The sequence below is a fragment of the Listeria rocourtiae FSL F6-920 genome (genome assembly GCF_000525975.1).
Taxonomy (GTDB): domain Bacteria; phylum Bacillota; class Bacilli; order Lactobacillales; family Listeriaceae; genus Listeria_A; species Listeria_A rocourtiae.
In genome coordinates this window covers 73553-89796 of record NZ_AODK01000019.1, presented here as the reverse complement: position 1 = coordinate 89796, position 16244 = coordinate 73553, and the positions used below count along the sequence as shown (strand labels likewise).

Annotated in this window: 11 protein-coding genes, 1 tRNA gene and 1 pseudogene; 2 read left to right on the top strand and 11 right to left on the bottom strand. The window is 41.2% G+C overall.

Going from position 1 to position 16244, the window contains the following annotated elements; all coding sequences use genetic code 11:
- From PROCOU_RS07565 to PROCOU_RS07550, 4 genes are all read right to left on the bottom strand, one after another.
- Window positions 1-2518 (bottom strand): SpaA isopeptide-forming pilin-related protein (locus tag PROCOU_RS07565; RefSeq protein WP_036071075.1); only part of this gene is annotated, 2518 nt, incomplete at its 3' end.
- A gap of 583 nt (window positions 2519-3101) precedes the next feature.
- A complete protein-coding gene (locus PROCOU_RS07560) occupies window positions 3102-3314 on the bottom strand; it encodes a hypothetical protein (protein WP_036071073.1) in 213 nt (70 codons plus the stop codon).
- Complete coding sequence (locus tag PROCOU_RS07555; protein WP_036071071.1) at window positions 3311-4378, bottom strand: hypothetical protein; 1068 nt, start codon at window positions 4376-4378, stop codon at window positions 3311-3313. The genes PROCOU_RS07560 and PROCOU_RS07555 overlap by 4 nt, the downstream gene beginning before the upstream one ends.
- 148 nt (window positions 4379-4526) lie before the next feature.
- The gene (locus PROCOU_RS07550) at window positions 4527-5156 is read right to left on the bottom strand and encodes a 50S ribosomal protein L25/general stress protein Ctc (protein ID WP_036071069.1); all 630 of its coding nucleotides are present in this window, start codon (window positions 5154-5156) and stop codon (window positions 4527-4529) included.
- Between the two features lie 262 nt (window positions 5157-5418).
- On the opposite strand from PROCOU_RS07550, the gene PROCOU_RS07545 reads away from it, so the two are divergent.
- Both PROCOU_RS07545 and PROCOU_RS07540 read left to right on the top strand, forming a co-directional pair.
- Window positions 5419-6357 (top strand): L-lactate dehydrogenase, encoded by a 939-nt coding sequence (locus tag PROCOU_RS07545; protein WP_036071067.1) that lies wholly within the window; start codon window positions 5419-5421, stop codon window positions 6355-6357.
- A gap of 115 nt (window positions 6358-6472) precedes the next feature.
- Entirely contained in the window at window positions 6473-6793 is a 321-nt protein-coding gene (locus PROCOU_RS07540) for a putative heavy metal-binding protein (protein ID WP_036059045.1), read from the top strand.
- Window positions 6794-6867: 74 nt separating this feature from the next.
- On the opposite strand, the gene PROCOU_RS07535 is transcribed toward PROCOU_RS07540, so the two are convergent.
- The 7 genes and pseudogenes from PROCOU_RS07535 to nrdD form a co-directional block, all read right to left on the bottom strand.
- Window positions 6868-6940: transfer RNA gene (locus PROCOU_RS07535), tRNA-Asp, on the bottom strand.
- 125 nt (window positions 6941-7065) lie between these two features.
- Window positions 7066-8229, bottom strand: a complete 1164-nt coding sequence (locus PROCOU_RS07530) for a hypothetical protein (protein ID WP_036071065.1) — start codon at window positions 8227-8229, stop codon at window positions 7066-7068.
- 38 nt (window positions 8230-8267) lie between these two features.
- Window positions 8268-9107: a YitT family protein gene (locus PROCOU_RS07525; protein ID WP_036071062.1), complete on the bottom strand. Its 840-nt coding sequence runs from the start codon at window positions 9105-9107 to the stop codon at window positions 8268-8270.
- Between the two features lie 92 nt (window positions 9108-9199).
- Entirely contained in the window at window positions 9200-10318 is a 1119-nt protein-coding gene (locus tag PROCOU_RS07520) for a M20/M25/M40 family metallo-hydrolase (protein WP_036071058.1), read from the bottom strand.
- Between the two features lie 181 nt (window positions 10319-10499).
- Window positions 10500-12914 carry a fibronectin type III domain-containing protein gene (locus PROCOU_RS07515; RefSeq protein ID WP_036071056.1) on the bottom strand — a complete coding sequence of 805 codons (2415 nt, stop codon included), beginning with the start codon at window positions 12912-12914 and terminating at the stop codon, window positions 10500-10502.
- Between the two features lie 388 nt (window positions 12915-13302).
- Window positions 13303-13848: an anaerobic ribonucleoside-triphosphate reductase activating protein gene (gene nrdG / locus PROCOU_RS07510; protein ID WP_036071054.1), complete on the bottom strand. Its 546-nt coding sequence runs from the start codon at window positions 13846-13848 to the stop codon at window positions 13303-13305.
- Window positions 13841-15998, bottom strand: a pseudogene (nrdD, locus tag PROCOU_RS07505) (anaerobic ribonucleoside-triphosphate reductase). The gene nrdG and the pseudogene nrdD overlap by 8 nt, the downstream one beginning before the upstream one ends.
- Window positions 15999-16244 lie beyond the last annotated feature (246 nt).

Genomic DNA, 16244 nt, shown 5'->3' with positions numbered 1-16244 from the left:
CAAAATCAATCGGCTTACCATCTAAAATATAACCGCCAGTTGGTGCTTTTGTTTCGACAAAGTGGTAGTTACCGTACGGTAAATTATTGACAGTTACTTTCCCTGTTGTCGCAGCACTTGTGTAGACGCCTAAAGCGTTACCTGGCGCGCTTGACGTCCCTTCATACAGGGTAAACTCTGCTCCTGCAAGCGGATTTTGTGTATCGGCATCTACTTTTGTAAATGTGACACCACCACGCGGGTCAGCAAAAGAAACTGTTTGATCAGCATCATTTAAATCTTCGTGTGTTGCAACGATAAGACCTGATTCTACATCGATCAGTTGCTCAAATACAACCACTTGTTGTCCACGTAGAGCTGTCGCGTCAAATGCTGCTAAGTCTACTACTTGTTGACCTGTTGCGCTCGTTGCGGTGAATTGTTTTTGTCCAGTTGTTAATTGTAACGCACTATTTTTTGTTAGAAGTGTTGCATCTAAGCGGTATTCTTTACCTGGGATGACGTTGTTATAAGACACGCGGTCACTAATTTTCGCTGCCTCGCCTGGGAAAAGGATTTTACTTTCTGTTCCTGTCTCAAAAGCGATGGTTTGGATAGTTGGATCAATGATCGCTTTGTTCGCAACTCCAAGTTCGAATGGTACAGTTACTTGATCTTCGCCAATGGTGAACGTTCTTGGTGTTGTATCTAACTCATAGCCTGCTGGTGCTTTTGTTTCGACAAAGTAGTAGTTTCCAAATTCTAAGTTATTCACTTGGAAGGCGCCTGATGCTGGTGTTACGTGGCTACTTACGAATGTGCCTGATCCTGGTGTGCCACGGAATAAATCGAATTCTGCTCCATCTAAACTTTTAATCTCATTGGCCTCATCATATTTAATTAGTTTCACCGATCCTACTGGAGTTGGAATGGCTTTGTTCGCAACACCTAGCTCCAATGGTACCGTTACTTGATCTTCGCCAATCGTGAAAGGTCTTGATGTGGTATCTAACTCATAGCCTGCGGGTGCCTTTGTCTCGACAAAATAGTAATCTCCAAATTCTAAATTATCGACTTGAACAATACCATTGGTTGGTGTTGTATAAGAACCTATTGGCGTATTTCCAGCTACTGGTGTTCCTTTATATAGATCGAACTTAGCCCCTGCTAATACTTTACTTTTATCAACTTCATCATGTTTCGTTAATTTTACTGCACCTACTGGCACTGCTTCGGCTTCATTAACAATTGGAATCGTTAAAACCGTTATGCCGCTTGAGTCTAAAGTAAATCGATATGGCGTATCTAAAAGTTTATATCCTTCCGGTGCAATCGTTTCACGCAGTTCATATGTTCCAAAACGTAGCTTATCGTGACTTATAGTCCCATCTTTATCTGATGTCAGCCCCGTGACAACCATCGTTTCCACGCCATCCGCTGATATGCGGTATAGATCAAAACTTGCACCTTCTAAAGGTTTTCCTTCCGTATTTTTCTTTAGAACTGTAAATCCTGCTTGCTCGCCCTCAGCCCCGCCGGTTCCTCCTTCAATTCGTAAAGTGCTTTCTATTTTTCTTTCAAATTCTTCTCCTTTGATTGTTGCTTGATTATAAAATGTTTCTTGGTCTGGGTTGGTTACCTTCGTTCTGTAAGTGATTTCCCTTCCATAACCATCATCTACATTACCCAAGTCTACCTCAAACGTCCTTGCGACAGGGTCTTGCTTGGTTATAGGTATATCTGGAAGATTGCTTTCTATATGATACCCACCTCTTACTCCGAACGCTTGTCTAACTTTAACAGAATTTGAAATAAGTGTGTGACCTTCACCATAGTTGTCCTCAATTATAACGTTACCTATCGATTCGTAATATCCCGGATCTGACGGATTAGATTTGAGTTTAGGTGGAATGACAAAAATATACCATTCGATTTCTCCATTTCCTTGGTACGAGCGCATCTTATAACTGGTGTCCGTCGTTATCTCGACAGGTCCCGGTTCTCCTGGTGGGCCCACCTCTTCATTCTCTTTAATCACTGTTATTGTTACTGGTTCTTTACCGGGTAACAAGCCTACTTCTATTTTTTGATTAGGTTGTACGCTTGAATCGAACCGTATAAAAAATTCTATATATCCCTTTACATTAGAATGTGTCTCCGGATAATCTGTAAATGTTATATTGTAATTTTTACCTCCTGGAGAAGTTGCTTGCCCTGTGGCTACAAGCGCACCTGAGGCAGCTCTAAACTCCATCTTATCATTTTGAGCAGTTTGAAGCCCTTCTGGTAATGCTATATTCATCGTATTTCCTGTTTTCACATCTACATTATTTGGTATAGTCCATTCATATCGAATTTTAAAGGTTGTATTTATAGGGGCTTCTGAGATTGTATTCCCGTTTCTATCAGTGATATTAATACTCGTAATAAACTGCGTTCCCCAAGACACCGATGCAGACACCATCATCTGTATTGGTAGCAGGCTAATTATCAGTATGCAAATTAATAGCATAGAAATTATCTTCTTTATCGTTTTCATTATACCTTCCCCCTCTTTCTTAAATTCAAATCGTGATAGCGCTATCCACGTAAATTTAACTTTAAAGCTAAAAATTGTCAATGTTATTATTTTTCTGATTAGATTATCAATTCCGATTTTAGAAAAATATATTATTTGATATAAAAATATATACATTACGTATTTTCATATCAAAAGTAGTGTACGGAAAAAGTATTTTAACACTTATTTGGTATACAAAAAAAAGAATCGGTTTAGGGTACTATTAGATACTATTCCATTTTTATTATCCATAATTTGGATGTTATTATTTTAACTTTTAGTTAAAAATAACTATTTTTAACATTATCTTATTAAAATTTCAAACGACTCTCTAAATAAGAGGTTCTTTCTATCAAATTTATAAATATTCCTATCTTTTATATAACAAAGTTTCTAGTATCACAACACGCTAAAAAATATGTTAGCCTATTGCGAGCAACATTAGGCCAACGTATTTTTCTATCAAACTTAAAATGTATCTGCCTATGACTCGCTAATAATAAGTTTTTGCATGGCTTTCATCACTTTTTACATCTTATAATTTCCAAATGTGCTTTTTGAATTACAGCAAAAAGTTCTCCACTTCGAATAAATATACAACATCATCTTTACCTGTAACTAACATCTTGCCGCCAAACGCGTATGAATGGCGCACATCTATTCCTTTACCACACTCATCTGCTATCACAAATCGATTCACCGTTTTTTGTATAAGATCGTGACGCACCATATTCTTTTCATCTAATCCCCATACGATACCATCCATTACCGTCACTGACCCCTCATTTCCCACGAATATTGAAACAACCAAACTATCTCGTTATCAACATCATAAGCTATCGCGGTACCATCAAAAATGAGTTCACAAGCGGTTTGATGTAGTGGAAAACGTAATGCGCCATTTTTTTCAACAATAGCTAAGCCCTTACTACCACGCCCCTTTTCCGTTGTCCCCTCTTCATCGAAAAGCAACCAAAATTCATCATCAATCGATGCGATTCCCGCTATACCAACACCCCAAAATTCATATTCCGCAATGCTGTTTCTAATCTTAATGATATTCTTTTCTTCATCTTCTATGAAAAATGAACGCGTCCACAGAAGTATCATCCCGTCATCAGATTGGATACATTGCCAAACTTCTGGGATAAAATTCAAATTCTTAATGAGCTCCTTCGTGCCACTTTCAATAACACAATAGTCCTCTTCTAAATACATGTTTGCAAGCACGATATCATTGCGACTTGTCATGAGAAAGCCGTTCTTACCTAGCTCACCTATCTTTCGAAAATTTACCGTCCTCATTTTATACATATCAGAAATTAGAATATGCATCCCAGCCTCAAAGCCAGCATCCATATATTGAAATTGAATCGGGAATTGTCCGTTAATAAACGCTTGATTCGCTTGGTATTGCTTGAATATACTTGGAATATCTAACTCCTTAAGCGACCTATCATCACCAAATAGCAACTTACTGGAATCACTGCTAATCGTCTCAAAAATATGATTTGGTATATTCGCTCGGAATTCAATAACACCATAAAAAGTGGTGAAGCCTGATTGGTCAACATATTCCTTCGATAAAATACTGTCCTCCAGCGGTAGTTCATCTGCATAACCTTTCCATAGCTTTTTATAATAATCAATGCGGGTTGGAAACTCGATTTCGCTTGTCACCAACGCATAATAATGAAGATTTGCTGGTAAAATACTTGCCAGTTCGCCAATACAATAATTCGGGTATTCTGTATTTCCTACTTCTAGGTGTGTTCCGTATATTCCAATTCGCTTATAATTCCCATTTGTCTCATTAATCTCTGTCCAGTTTTTCTTCATTAGAATTCTCTCCCCAATGTGTAAATAATTCAATAATAGCCTCTTTAAATTATACCTTCTCATTTTATCACTTGAATTGTGGGTACGACAAAAAAACGAGCAACGAGGGCAAACAGCTTGCCTCATCACTCGATTTCGTTATCCTATATTATTTTTCTTCGGCTTCATCTGAACCGTGTAAAGCTTCTGGTTCTGCTACTTCACCGCTTGTCGTTTCTGGTTCATCAGAGGTACGTGGTGCTGCAACGGTCGCCACGACTTCCTCACCCTCGGTAATCACTTCGTAGTCAGCATTTTTTGGAATGTCTGCTACTGTGATTGTGTCACCGATATCAAGATCTGTAATGTCAACGTCGACTACTTCTGGTAATTTGTCTGGCGTTGCGGAAACTGTGATTTCATAAAGAACTTGTTGTAAAACACCGCTAAGCTTAACGCCCTTGGACTCACCAACAAGATTTATTGTCACTGTTGCTTCTACTTCCTCAGACATGTTTACCGCCAATAAATCGATGTGCTCGATATCCCCTTTTAATGGGTCTATTTGGTATTCATGTAATAGTACGTTTAATTTTGCTCCGTCAATCGCTACAGAAAATACGGCGTTTCTTCCGTTATCTCGAACCGCTTTAATAAAAGTTAAAGAGTCTACGGAAACTGGCACGTTTTCTGCCTTGTAACCATAAATAACACCTGGAATTCTACCTGCATTACGGATAGACGTTATGTTCGAATGCGGTTTTGTTTCTCTTTTCTGGACCTCTAATGTTGTTGCCATAAAAAATCACTCCACTCATTCAATTTTGTATCGTACACCTCCATCATATACCCTTTCGGAAAAAAAATGAAACAATAAGGGTTTACAACGCTACTTTTACGGCTAAAGATAGAGGGAATCCTATTTAGCAAAAACTGTATTACAACGTTTACATCATTTTAATATAACACTTTTTAAATTTAAGGTAGTTCATGGTTTCACAAATGAAATTTACGTGTTATACTGTACTAGTAGATCGTATTTTTGAAGGAGGAATTTGAAAATGAAAGATCATCAAAAAATCATTTTGGTTGGGGACGGAGCAGTTGGTTCTAGTTATGCGTTTGCTTGTGTAAACTTGAATATCGGGCAAGAATTCGGAATCATTGATATAGATAAAGATAGAACAATCGGGGACGCAATGGACTTAAGTCATGCGGTGCCTTTTTCAGCACCTAAGAAAATTTACTCGGCTAACTATAGTGATTGCCACGACGCAGATATCGTTGTTGTTACAGCTGGTACGGCACAAAAACCTGGTGAAACTAGACTTGATCTTGTGAGCCGTAATATACGTATTATGAAATCGATTGTGGATGAAATAATGGCAAGTGGTTTTGATGGCATTTTCTTAGTAGCATCAAACCCTGTGGATATTCTTACTTATGCGACTTGGAAATTCTCTGGGTTGCCAAAAGAACGCGTGATTGGTTCTGGTACAAGTCTTGATACGGCACGTTTCCGGATGTCAATTGCCGATTATTTAAAAGTCGATGCGCGTAACGTCCACGGATATATCCTTGGTGAGCATGGCGATACGGAATTCCCTGCCTGGAGCCACACAACTGTTGGTGGACTACCAATCATGGAATGGATTGAGGAAGATGAACAAGGTGCAATGGATACGATTTTCGTAAGTGTTCGTGATGCGGCTTATGAAATCATCGATAAAAAAGGCGCTACATTCTATGGGATTGCAGCAGCACTTGCCCGGATTACAAAAGCGATTCTGAATAACGAGAACGCGATTTTGCCATTGTCTGTCTATATGGATGGGCACTACGGCTTGAACGATGTGTACATTGGCGCACCAGCCGTGGTGAATCGTAAAGGTGTTCGCCACGTTGTTGAGATGAAATTGAATGAGCAAGAGAAGAAACAGATGGCAAATTCTGCGGATACTTTGAAAAAAGTGTTGGATGATGCGATGAAAGATTATTAATATGTGAAGCAAAAATGATGGGCATCTAAATCAGGATTCCCGTCATTTTTGTGTTTTTCGGCATAATATGATATTTTAATGTCATAACATCATAATAATCAGGAGGTAATAGAGAATGATTTCAACAACAACTCCAAGTGTTGATGGTAAACAAATTGTAGAGTATAAACAGATTGTTTTTGGAGAAGTAATTACTGGGGTTAATTTCATGAAGGATATTGGCGCAGGGTTGCGTAACTTCTTTGGTGGACGCTCTGAAGGCTATGAGCAGGAGTTGGTCGCAGCTCGCGAAGAAGCAATTCGTGAGATGGAGGAGCGTGCAGCGAAACTAGGCGCGAATGCAGTAGTTGGTGTGGACATCGATTATGAGGTACTCGGTGCGGATAATGGGATGCTAATGGTGACGGCTTCTGGGACTGCAGTTGTCGTTGCTTAAAACTAAATCTATAATAAAAAAATCGCGTTTTGTCTGGGATATGAAATCCTAAACAAAACGCGATTCTTATTTGACGGTCCCGACGGGATTTGAACCCGCGATCTCCTGCGTGACAGGCAGGCATGTTAACCCCTACACCACGGAACCTTTTTTGTTGCACCATTTTTGGCACTCCCTTATTAAAACATGTTTCAGCCCCTGCGTCAAGCGATTTTCGGGTTTTTTGAAAAAAAACAGAGAAGTCCATCACTGTCCTCCCCTTTTTTTCCTTATTAATGAATAAATTCGGCTAAAATACTTGTTAGTACGACAGAAGTTATGGTCACTGCGGAAAAACCGGCGATAATCATTTTCGGTAGAATTTGACCTTCGATTGCCGCGATTTCTTGCTCGTTTTCACCAACACTTCTCGCAGCTTCTTGACTTAGAATCATTGTTCCTGGAAAACCGTACAGCGTTGTGAGGCCGATTGCTATCGACATAGAAATACTGTAACCGAGGATTTTACCCATGGTTGCGGACAATACAACACTGCCGCTAACTCCAACGGCAAATGCAATGCAGAGTGGACCGATTAGGGCTACCAGGTCATCGACGGAGGATGTTGCTAGTGGGCCAAAAATAATGATGAGAATGGCTAGCATCATTAAACCGTACGCATCGATGCCACTTAGAATATTCGGTTTGATGATGCCGAATGCGCGTAGTGCGATACCGAATAATAAGGCTACGACAAATGTATTTAACACGCCATTTGTGATTGTATCAATGTATATGGACAACATCACGACAACGCCAACAATAAATAGGGTGCCTGCTGTTGTTTGCAGAGCCTTTGGTAGCATTGTTTTGGCTTCATCGTGATGCACTTCTGCTTTTTCGACTTTGAGGTGCCCTGCACGGTACTCCCCTTTGAGACGATTCGCTTCTTTACGTAGAATCAAAGATGTCAGCGGGAAACCGATAAGCCCTTGGAATGCCGCAATCAAGACTGGAAACACGGCTACGAGCACTAAACCAGAGGCCAGGGCGGATTCTTGGACGATGATAACGGAGATAGTCCCACCGCTAATCGCGCCGATTGCTGCAATGACAAAATTTTCGTCTAGGAAAAGAGAGCCGATAAGGAATAGGAAGGCGGTGATGCCTAGCACTGCAGCTACGCCAATCAAAACAGTTTTCCATTGTTTTTTGAGTTCGTCTAAGCTAATCATAGTTCCGATGTGAACGATGATAAAGCCAACAACAGTTTGGCCCAATGCTAGCAATGATGAGCTTGTAAGCAAGTCCTCTGGGAATATATTTGTTTTAAATCCCACCAAGAAAATAATAGAAGCTACGAGTAATGATGAGATAAGCGACTTTGTTTTCTTAGAGACAAAATCACTTATAGCCCAAATAAGCATAATAATCGTAAATGCTGTGACTGGATTCATGACTAATCCCCCCCCGTCTTTCGTTGTATATTTTATTTTTATTCAATTGTATGATAACTGAAGCCAAGTCCGTGCACTTCTGATACTGTATAGGCAATCACGAAAGCCTTTTTATCTAGCGAATTGATGACTTTGAGGATTGTTTGGTATTCACGTGTTTCCAGAACGACCATCAACATTGTTTTTTCGCTACCTGTATATCCACCTGATACGTTAAAAACGGTGACACCGCGTCCCATCTCATCCAGCAAGCCCGCTTTGATTTCTTCTATTTTTTGATCGCTCATAATCATCACGGCTTTGCGTTTTTTGAGACCTGTCTCTAAATAATTCATAATAATGGCAACTAAGATAAGTGAGAGTATCGCAAATAGAAACTCTTCGACGCCAAAGATGACAATATTGAAAATAACAATAATGGTATCAACTAAAAAGAGGCCTAGCGATGTGTTTAAGTTAAAATATTTTTTGAGAATAAGCGGTGGAATTGTTGTCCCACCACTAGAAGCCTCAATTCTGTAAAGAATCGCAACACCGATTGCGAAGATCATACTACCAAAAATAACAGATAACAGACGATCTTGCGCTAGCATGGTCTCTGGAATAACAGCTAATGAGAGTGGGAGTAATAAGCTTCCTAGGAATGAACGGACAAAGACGGCACGACCTAGGAATATAAAAGCTAAAATAAGCATGATGACGTTTAGAACGAGCACCGTCATCGCTATCGGTATTCCAAGCGCTTGTTCAGCTAAAATCCCAATGCCGGTCACACCGCCTGCAGCAATATGGTGTGGCGCTAAAAAGAGATTAATACTAGCACCGATAAGCGCAATGGAAACTGCTACGAGTAAAAATTGTTTCACTAAATGTTTCATTTAAACACCTTCAATCTGATTAGTCTTATCTTGTTTTTAGTCTATGGAGGTTTCATTTTGCATCGCGACGTCAGGCATTGAAGCATGGCTTTCTATTTAGATGCCACGCGTTTTACAATTTCATATACTAATGCCGTCGCTTTTTCTAGTTCACGAATGGGAATATATTCATGAACGGTGTGGATTTTTTCATAGCCAATCGATAAGTTGGTTGTTTCTTTCCCTTGTTCGTTAAAAATATTGGCGTCACTACCTCCACCACTTATTTCACAGTTTGCTCTCATGCCCAATTCTGCCATCGCTCTAGTCGCAATTTGAACGACATTCGTTTCGGTATTGAAGTGGTAACCGCCGTACTTCATCTCTACTTTTATTGTAATCGCGCCACCCATTTCTGCTGTCGTTTTTTCGAACAAGTCTTTCATGTGTTGTATTTGCGCCTCACAGGAATCGCTGTTGATTGACCTGACTTCTGCAACCATCCGCACGTGCTCCATAACAATGTTCGTTGCAGTCCCTCCTTCAATTATACCAATATTTGCGGTCGTTTCTGAATCAATACGCCCTAGTTTCATAGCAGAAATTGCTTTGGACGCGATTTCCAAGGCCGAAATCCCCTTTTCAGGCTCAATTCCAGAGTGTGCTGCTATTCCATGAATTTCAATTTCAAGACCAGCGTGCGTTGGGCTACCCACTGTAATGCTTCCAACTGGACCACCTGTGTCTAAAACAAATCCGTAGTTCGCAGTAAGCATGCTCATATCGAAAGCTTTAATGCCAATTAATCCGCTCTCCTCCCCTACTGAAAGCACAAATTCCAACTTGCCATGCGGGGTGTTATTTTCCTTGATTAACTGGATTGTTTCCAACATAATTGCGATTCCTGCCTTATCATCAGCTGCTAGTATCGTCGTGCCATCTGAATAAATGATGTCGTCTTTAATCTCTGGCTTAATTCCCATACCTGGTTTAACCGTATCTACATGGCAAGAAAAGAAAATCGCGTCAGCTTCGGTCGTTGCGGGCAATTGGCATAGTAAATTGTTAGCACCAAAACCCGTTTTTGTCATGGTGTCATCTTCCGTCACCTTGAGATTTAATGACTGAAATCGTGCTTTTAGAAACGCTTGAAAATTCCCTTCCTGCTTCGTTTCTGAATCAATTTTAACAAGCTCGATGAATGTATCAACTAATCGCTTACTATTAACCATTGTTGCTTCCTCCCTTTTTCTAATTTGCTGAAATTTACAATAATGAAATATAGGCAATTTGATATATATTCTAGATTTTCCCCTTATATTCTGCCATAAACCTCGTTTTAAACTTATCGACTGATTACAATCATAAAAAAAAGAGCTAGCGCTTCATAACTAGCACTAACTCTCATTTTTCTTATTTTAATTTACGTCGCCACCAAATTGTTGAACCTAAAACTAAGAAGCTCCCACCAAGGAGTACAAATGCCCACATCCTATCTGCATCTCCGGTAGATGGTAAGTTAATCCCATCAGTACCTGTGACCGCATAGCTTTTAGCTTCTACGCTATCTTTATTTGGCAATACTTCTTGCATTACTGGTTGTACTGACTTACTTGTTGTATTTGATGATATCGGAATTTCTTGTGTTTCAGGCGACTTTGGAATCACTGGTTTTTCTGTTGTCGGTACTTCTAAGTTTGGATCTGTTACTCCCGGCTCTAGCTCTGGTTGCTCCGCTTCTAAAGCATTCAAATCGGCCAGTTTTGAAGTCAAAGAGTTATAATTCAGGACGTATTTCTGCAGTGTGGTATCGAGATTATCATAAGCAGCCTTTACAGCTAAAACTGTGGCCTTATCTGCTAGTGCGACTTTCGTTGGTAACGCATCGATTTCTGCGGCAACTGCCTTTGCTCTGTCCGTCTTCAAAATGCCGTATGTGTCAAAAAGGCTCGCTTCCGCTGTAGCACGCACAGCATTTGCCGTTTTCGCATCGTATGTGTAAGCTTTGTACGTGAACCGATCCTCTGTAAAGCTAATCCCAGCAAACATTTGTAACATTGGTTGAGCGTACTTCACCGGATAGACACCGGCAGCACTCATCTTACTTTCCGATTGTGGCTGATAAAACTTGTAACCGCTCGTATTGATAACATGATAACTTTGCCCACCCGGATCGACGTCGCGTAAAACCTTGTCTTCCTCCACCCGACTAATTGCATCTGGGGCGATTGGCGATTTACCTTTCATTTGTTGGGAACGGAAATAACTATGGTCATGCCCTTGCAATACAATGTCAATGCCAAGCTCATCAAAGACTGGTGCTAATTGATCACGTAGTGTCACAATTTCCGTATCTGTCATATGGCTCGCCACAGTATATATCCCTTTATGAAAAGCTACAACAAGCCATTTGGCACCGTCAGCACGCGCTTGCTTAGCATCTTCTTTCAGCCAAGCAAGTTGTACCGGGTCAAGCGCTCGTGAATCCTGATCGTTCGTGTTTAACATTATGAAATGCGCCGGACCATAGTCAAATGAATAGTATACGCCTTTATTCAAATTATTCGCATTCACCGGATGATCGTAGTAAAAATGTTGACGAAACGAGTTATTGAACGCATCATGATTTCCCGTAGCAGCTGCTATTGTCGTATTACTGAGTAAATTTTGCGATGTTCCAAATAGCCAACCCCATTCAGCTGGACTCGATGACGTATTGACCAAATCTCCCGTTTGCAAAATGAATTCCGCATTCGGGTACATCGCAAAACCTTTATTCAACGTCGCATCCGTCCAGCTGTATTCCTCCTCGCTACTCCCTTGAGAATCTGTCACGTATAAAAAATCAAAAGCTTTCGTATCACGTTTCTGTGTCGTAAACTGAGCTGGCTCACTCCATTTATCTCGTGCTTCATCACCAACGCGGTACCAATACGTCGTCCCTGGATCCAAGTATTTTGCGGTGACTTGATGCGAGAACCCACCAATTGCAACGTCATTCGCTTCGCTTTTCCCAGTGACTAGCTGCGCCCCAGCAAAACTCGGAACCGCCGAGCCGACCGTCTTCACATACTGTAAATCAGATTTCGCATCCAATTTCGTATGCCATGTAAAACCTTTTTGCGTTTGGGTATTACCGAAGAACGTCACTGCAATCTTGCTTGGCGCGTAATCTTCATCCACCACAGTCTCTTCCGGCGTTACAAATCCCGTCAACTCAGCATCAAACGTTACATCCGAACTCGATCCCTTTTGCTGAAAAACCGCAATGGCTATCGTGTTTGTCCCTTCCTGCAACGGAATCGCGCCAAGCTTAATCCCCTCATACTCTACAGCATCAGAACTCTGCTGACCCGAATAATCGCCAAAATTAATCACACCATCCGCAAGCCGTACCCGATTCACTTCTTTTCCGTTCACATAAATGACCGCACTATCATCAGCTTTCAGCGCTAAATTTGCACGCAAGTACTTATCTGCACCCTTCACCTCAAAATTCTTTCTAAAAAAAGAAACTGGATATTTCTTGTCCTCATCTGCACCGTACGAAATGGTCGTATTTATTTTAATATCCAGGTTTTTTGGATTATAACCTAGCGCCCCTTTACCGGATTTCCAAGATGCATCATCGAACGCCCCGTCACGCCATGTGTCACCTGGATATGTACCTTGATCCCAATATTTCCAACTCGATTCCTTCGCGATAAGTGTATCTCCCTCAACATTTTCCGCCTTCACTACATGTTGAATTGGTACGTAACCTACTCCGACTTGAATTAACATAAGCGCCACGAACAAGTAAACAAAGCCTGATTTCCATTTTTTCACTTTTCTCAATCCCCCTCAATTTCACTTACTACACCAGTTTAGCGTAGCGATGTTAAGCAAAGTTTGAGATTATGTATCATTCATGTTTTTTGAATGTAAATTTTCCCACCTTACAATATTTATGATAAAACTGTAAGATAATCTTAGCAAATTGTTATTTAAAAGGCAGGAAACTCCAACGTTCACAGGCTATAATGGTAGTAAGAACAAGAAAGGAGCTGTTCATTATGAAAAAAGTATGGCAAATCATCACTGCACTCGGCGAGACACTTGTAGACCCAGCAAAAATGGCAAAGGAAGTTAATCGTGAGAGCTAATCAAACGCGACAGAAACCCCGACTATAACGCCCATCACATTGACAAGGGCCTATAATCGGGGTTTATGCATTTATATGAGTATTACTTGCATCGTTTGTAAGGAAGCCTTCACATCAATAATCCGCTGATTACTCGAGCCTCGAAAAGCCAAGTTCGAATCAAATAAGCCTTGCTCAAATCGCCCATCGACAAGCACATCTACATAAGAAAGCAACTCCAATTTATCAGGCGTCTCCTGCATCAATTCTTCCCACGTATAACCCGTCCACGACCAAATATCTTTCGTAGCGCCAAACAATCTCCTAATTCGCTTCACGAGTGGCAAACAGACTCCTGTATTCAAAAATGGTTCCCCACCAAGTAACGTCAATCCTTGCACACTCTCATGCCACAAATCTGCGATAATCCGATCTTCTAAGGCTTCCGAATATGGCGTACCATAACGAAACGACTGTGCCGCCTTATTGTAGCAACCTTTACAATGAAAAGGACATCCCGATACATATAAACTACAACGCACGCCCTCCCCATCTACAAAATTAAATGGCTTATAGTCAGCAATGTAATTGGCAGATAAGTCCTCTGAACGCCATTCTTGTGGTTTTGGATTATTCATCGAGAGACTCCAAATGCTTCACTCGTTGCGTGATTTCTTCATGTCTGCCATGTACCATTGGGCGCTTCATTGGATTGCCAAGATACCCGCACGTCCGTTTCACCACATCAGCGGTTTCTGGATTCGTATTCCCGCATTCTGGGCACTTAAATCCTTCCGCGGTGGGTACAAACTCGCCTTCAAAACTGCATTCATAGCAACGATCAATTGGTGTATTCGTCCCTAAATAAGCTACCCGGTCGTAAGCGTAATCCCAAACGGCCTCCAACGCCTTCAGATTATGCACGAGCTTCGGATATTCACAATAATGAATAAAACCGCCCGAACAATATTCGGGATATTCCATCTCAAAATCGATTTTCTCAAACGGTGTCACCTTTTTGCGAACGTCATAATGGAACGAGTTTTGATAGTATTCTTTGTCCGTAATGTCTTTAATATCTCCGTATTTTTCTCGGTCCAAGCGGTTAAATCGATCCGTCAAACTCTCGCTCGGCGTTGAATACACGCTAAACCAATATCCGTACTCCGCTTTCCAAGCATCTGCATAGGCTTTTAACTCCTTCACAACCTCAATCGTAAATGCCTTCGCTTCCGGATTCCTCTCCCACTTGCCGCCATAAAACATCGTAGCCGCCTCATATAAACCAATATAGCCAATCGAAATTGTCGATCGTTCCTTGTCAAAAAGCTGCGTCACGTCCTGCCCATCATCAAGGCGCTTACCAAACGCACCGTACTTATACAAAATAGGAGCATTCTCCGGTTTCGCCTCACGAACTCGCTCCAGTCTGAAAAGTAGCGCATCCTTCACTGTTTGCATCCGCTCCGTGAAAATTTCCCAGAATCGCTTTTTATCACCGCCACTTTGAATCGCAATTCGCGGCACATTTAGCGTCACGACTCCCAAGTTATTACGTCCGGCATTCACAAACTCTCCGTTCATATCTTGCCACGCCGGTAGAAACGAACGACAGCCCATCGGTACTTTGAAGTCTCCCACCAAACGCACAAGCGAATCATAATTCAGCACATCTGGGTACATCCTTTTCGCCGAGCATTCAAGTGCCAGCAGCTTAATATCATAGTTTGAATCTGTGATATCCAAATTTGTCCCCCGTTTTATCGAGAAGACCAGCTTCGGAAAAATGGCCGTCTGCTTATCCTTTCCAATCCCACCAAGCCGAACCTTCAAAATCGCTACCTGGATCTCGCGCGCAAACCAGTCCTCCCCAAGTCCAAAACCAAGCGTCACGAACGGCGTCTGACCATTACTCGTATACAGCGTATTAATCTCATACTCCAAACTTTGCATCGCATCATAAATATCTTTTTTTTGTTCGCTCCTGAGCAAAATCTTCTCTGCGCTCCGCCAAAACCCATTTTTCCGCCTCGCTCATGTGCTTCGCATAATTTCGTTTTGCATACATCGCCAAAACTTCATCAATCCGATCCACCGAACAGCCACCATACTGCGAGCTTGCCACATTCGCGATAATTTGCGCAATCTGAGCCGTCGCCGTCTGAATCGATTTCGGACTTTCCACATTCGCGTTCCCAATCTTAAAACCATTTGCGAGCATCCCTGCAATATTAATCAAACAACAATTTGTCATCGCATGATACGGGCTGTAATCCAAATCATGAAAATGAATGTCCCCCTTCAAATGAGCGTTCGCCACATGCTTAGGCAACATATATTTCAGCGCATAACTCTTCGCAACCGCACCAGCCGTCAAGTCTCGCTGCGTATTAAAAACCGTTGCATCCTTATTCGCATTCTCGTTTACAACTGTTTTATCCCGATCCAGCAACTTCTGCACGCTCGCCGTCAAATCCGTCATACTCGCCCGCTGGGAATCCCGATCATGACGATACTCAATATAAGCTCGCGCCACGTCTGGGTATGTAGATTTCATCAGCTGATTTTCGACCACATGCTGAATCTCATCAATTGTCACCGCCATATCATTTGGTAAACTCTTCACAATATCAACTAAAATAGATTCTAAATAAGCCGTATCATCTACGCCACAACTAACCATTGATGCCTGCACTGCATTTCTAATCTTAATCAGGTCAAAACCGACCTTACGTCCATCCCTTTTAATAACCAATTGTTCCGTTTCCTTTTCCTTTTCCACATACATTTTCTTCGCTTCCTTTCGAACACTATATATTGTATCTGCATTTATATTATGACACAATATAATGTTTTTTTCTAATGGAGACCGATGCAAACCAGAAAATAGGCTATTCGAACGAACTTTCAAAAAAAGCTTGTCAAGAGAGGAATGTGATTAAATCAACAATCTTGTTTTGCTAGATAAGAATGAGTACATAGTGAAGAGGCTAGTGGCTTATTTTCGAGAAAAGCTGTATAACGTAAAACACCT

What these genes read in the sequence shown, in the direction of transcription:
- PROCOU_RS07540 (WP_036059045.1), top strand. Translation starts at nt 6,473, where the DNA reads ATGATTTCAACAACAACTCCAAGTGTTGATGGTAAACAAATTGTAGAG.
- PROCOU_RS07555 (WP_036071071.1), bottom strand. Translation starts at nt 4,378, where the DNA reads ATGAAGAAAAACTGGACAGAGATTAATGAGACAAATGGGAATTATAAG.
- PROCOU_RS07520 (WP_036071058.1), bottom strand. Translation starts at nt 10,318, where the DNA reads ATGGTTAATAGTAAGCGATTAGTTGATACATTCATCGAGCTTGTTAAA.
- PROCOU_RS07550 (WP_036071069.1), bottom strand. Translation starts at nt 5,156, where the DNA reads ATGGCAACAACATTAGAGGTCCAGAAAAGAGAAACAAAACCGCATTCG.
- PROCOU_RS07545 (WP_036071067.1), top strand. Translation starts at nt 5,419, where the DNA reads ATGAAAGATCATCAAAAAATCATTTTGGTTGGGGACGGAGCAGTTGGT.
- PROCOU_RS07530 (WP_036071065.1), bottom strand. Translation starts at nt 8,229, where the DNA reads ATGAATCCAGTCACAGCATTTACGATTATTATGCTTATTTGGGCTATA.
- PROCOU_RS07525 (WP_036071062.1), bottom strand. Translation starts at nt 9,107, where the DNA reads ATGAAACATTTAGTGAAACAATTTTTACTCGTAGCAGTTTCCATTGCG.
- nrdG (WP_036071054.1), bottom strand. Translation starts at nt 13,848, where the DNA reads ATGAATAATCCAAAACCACAAGAATGGCGTTCAGAGGACTTATCTGCC.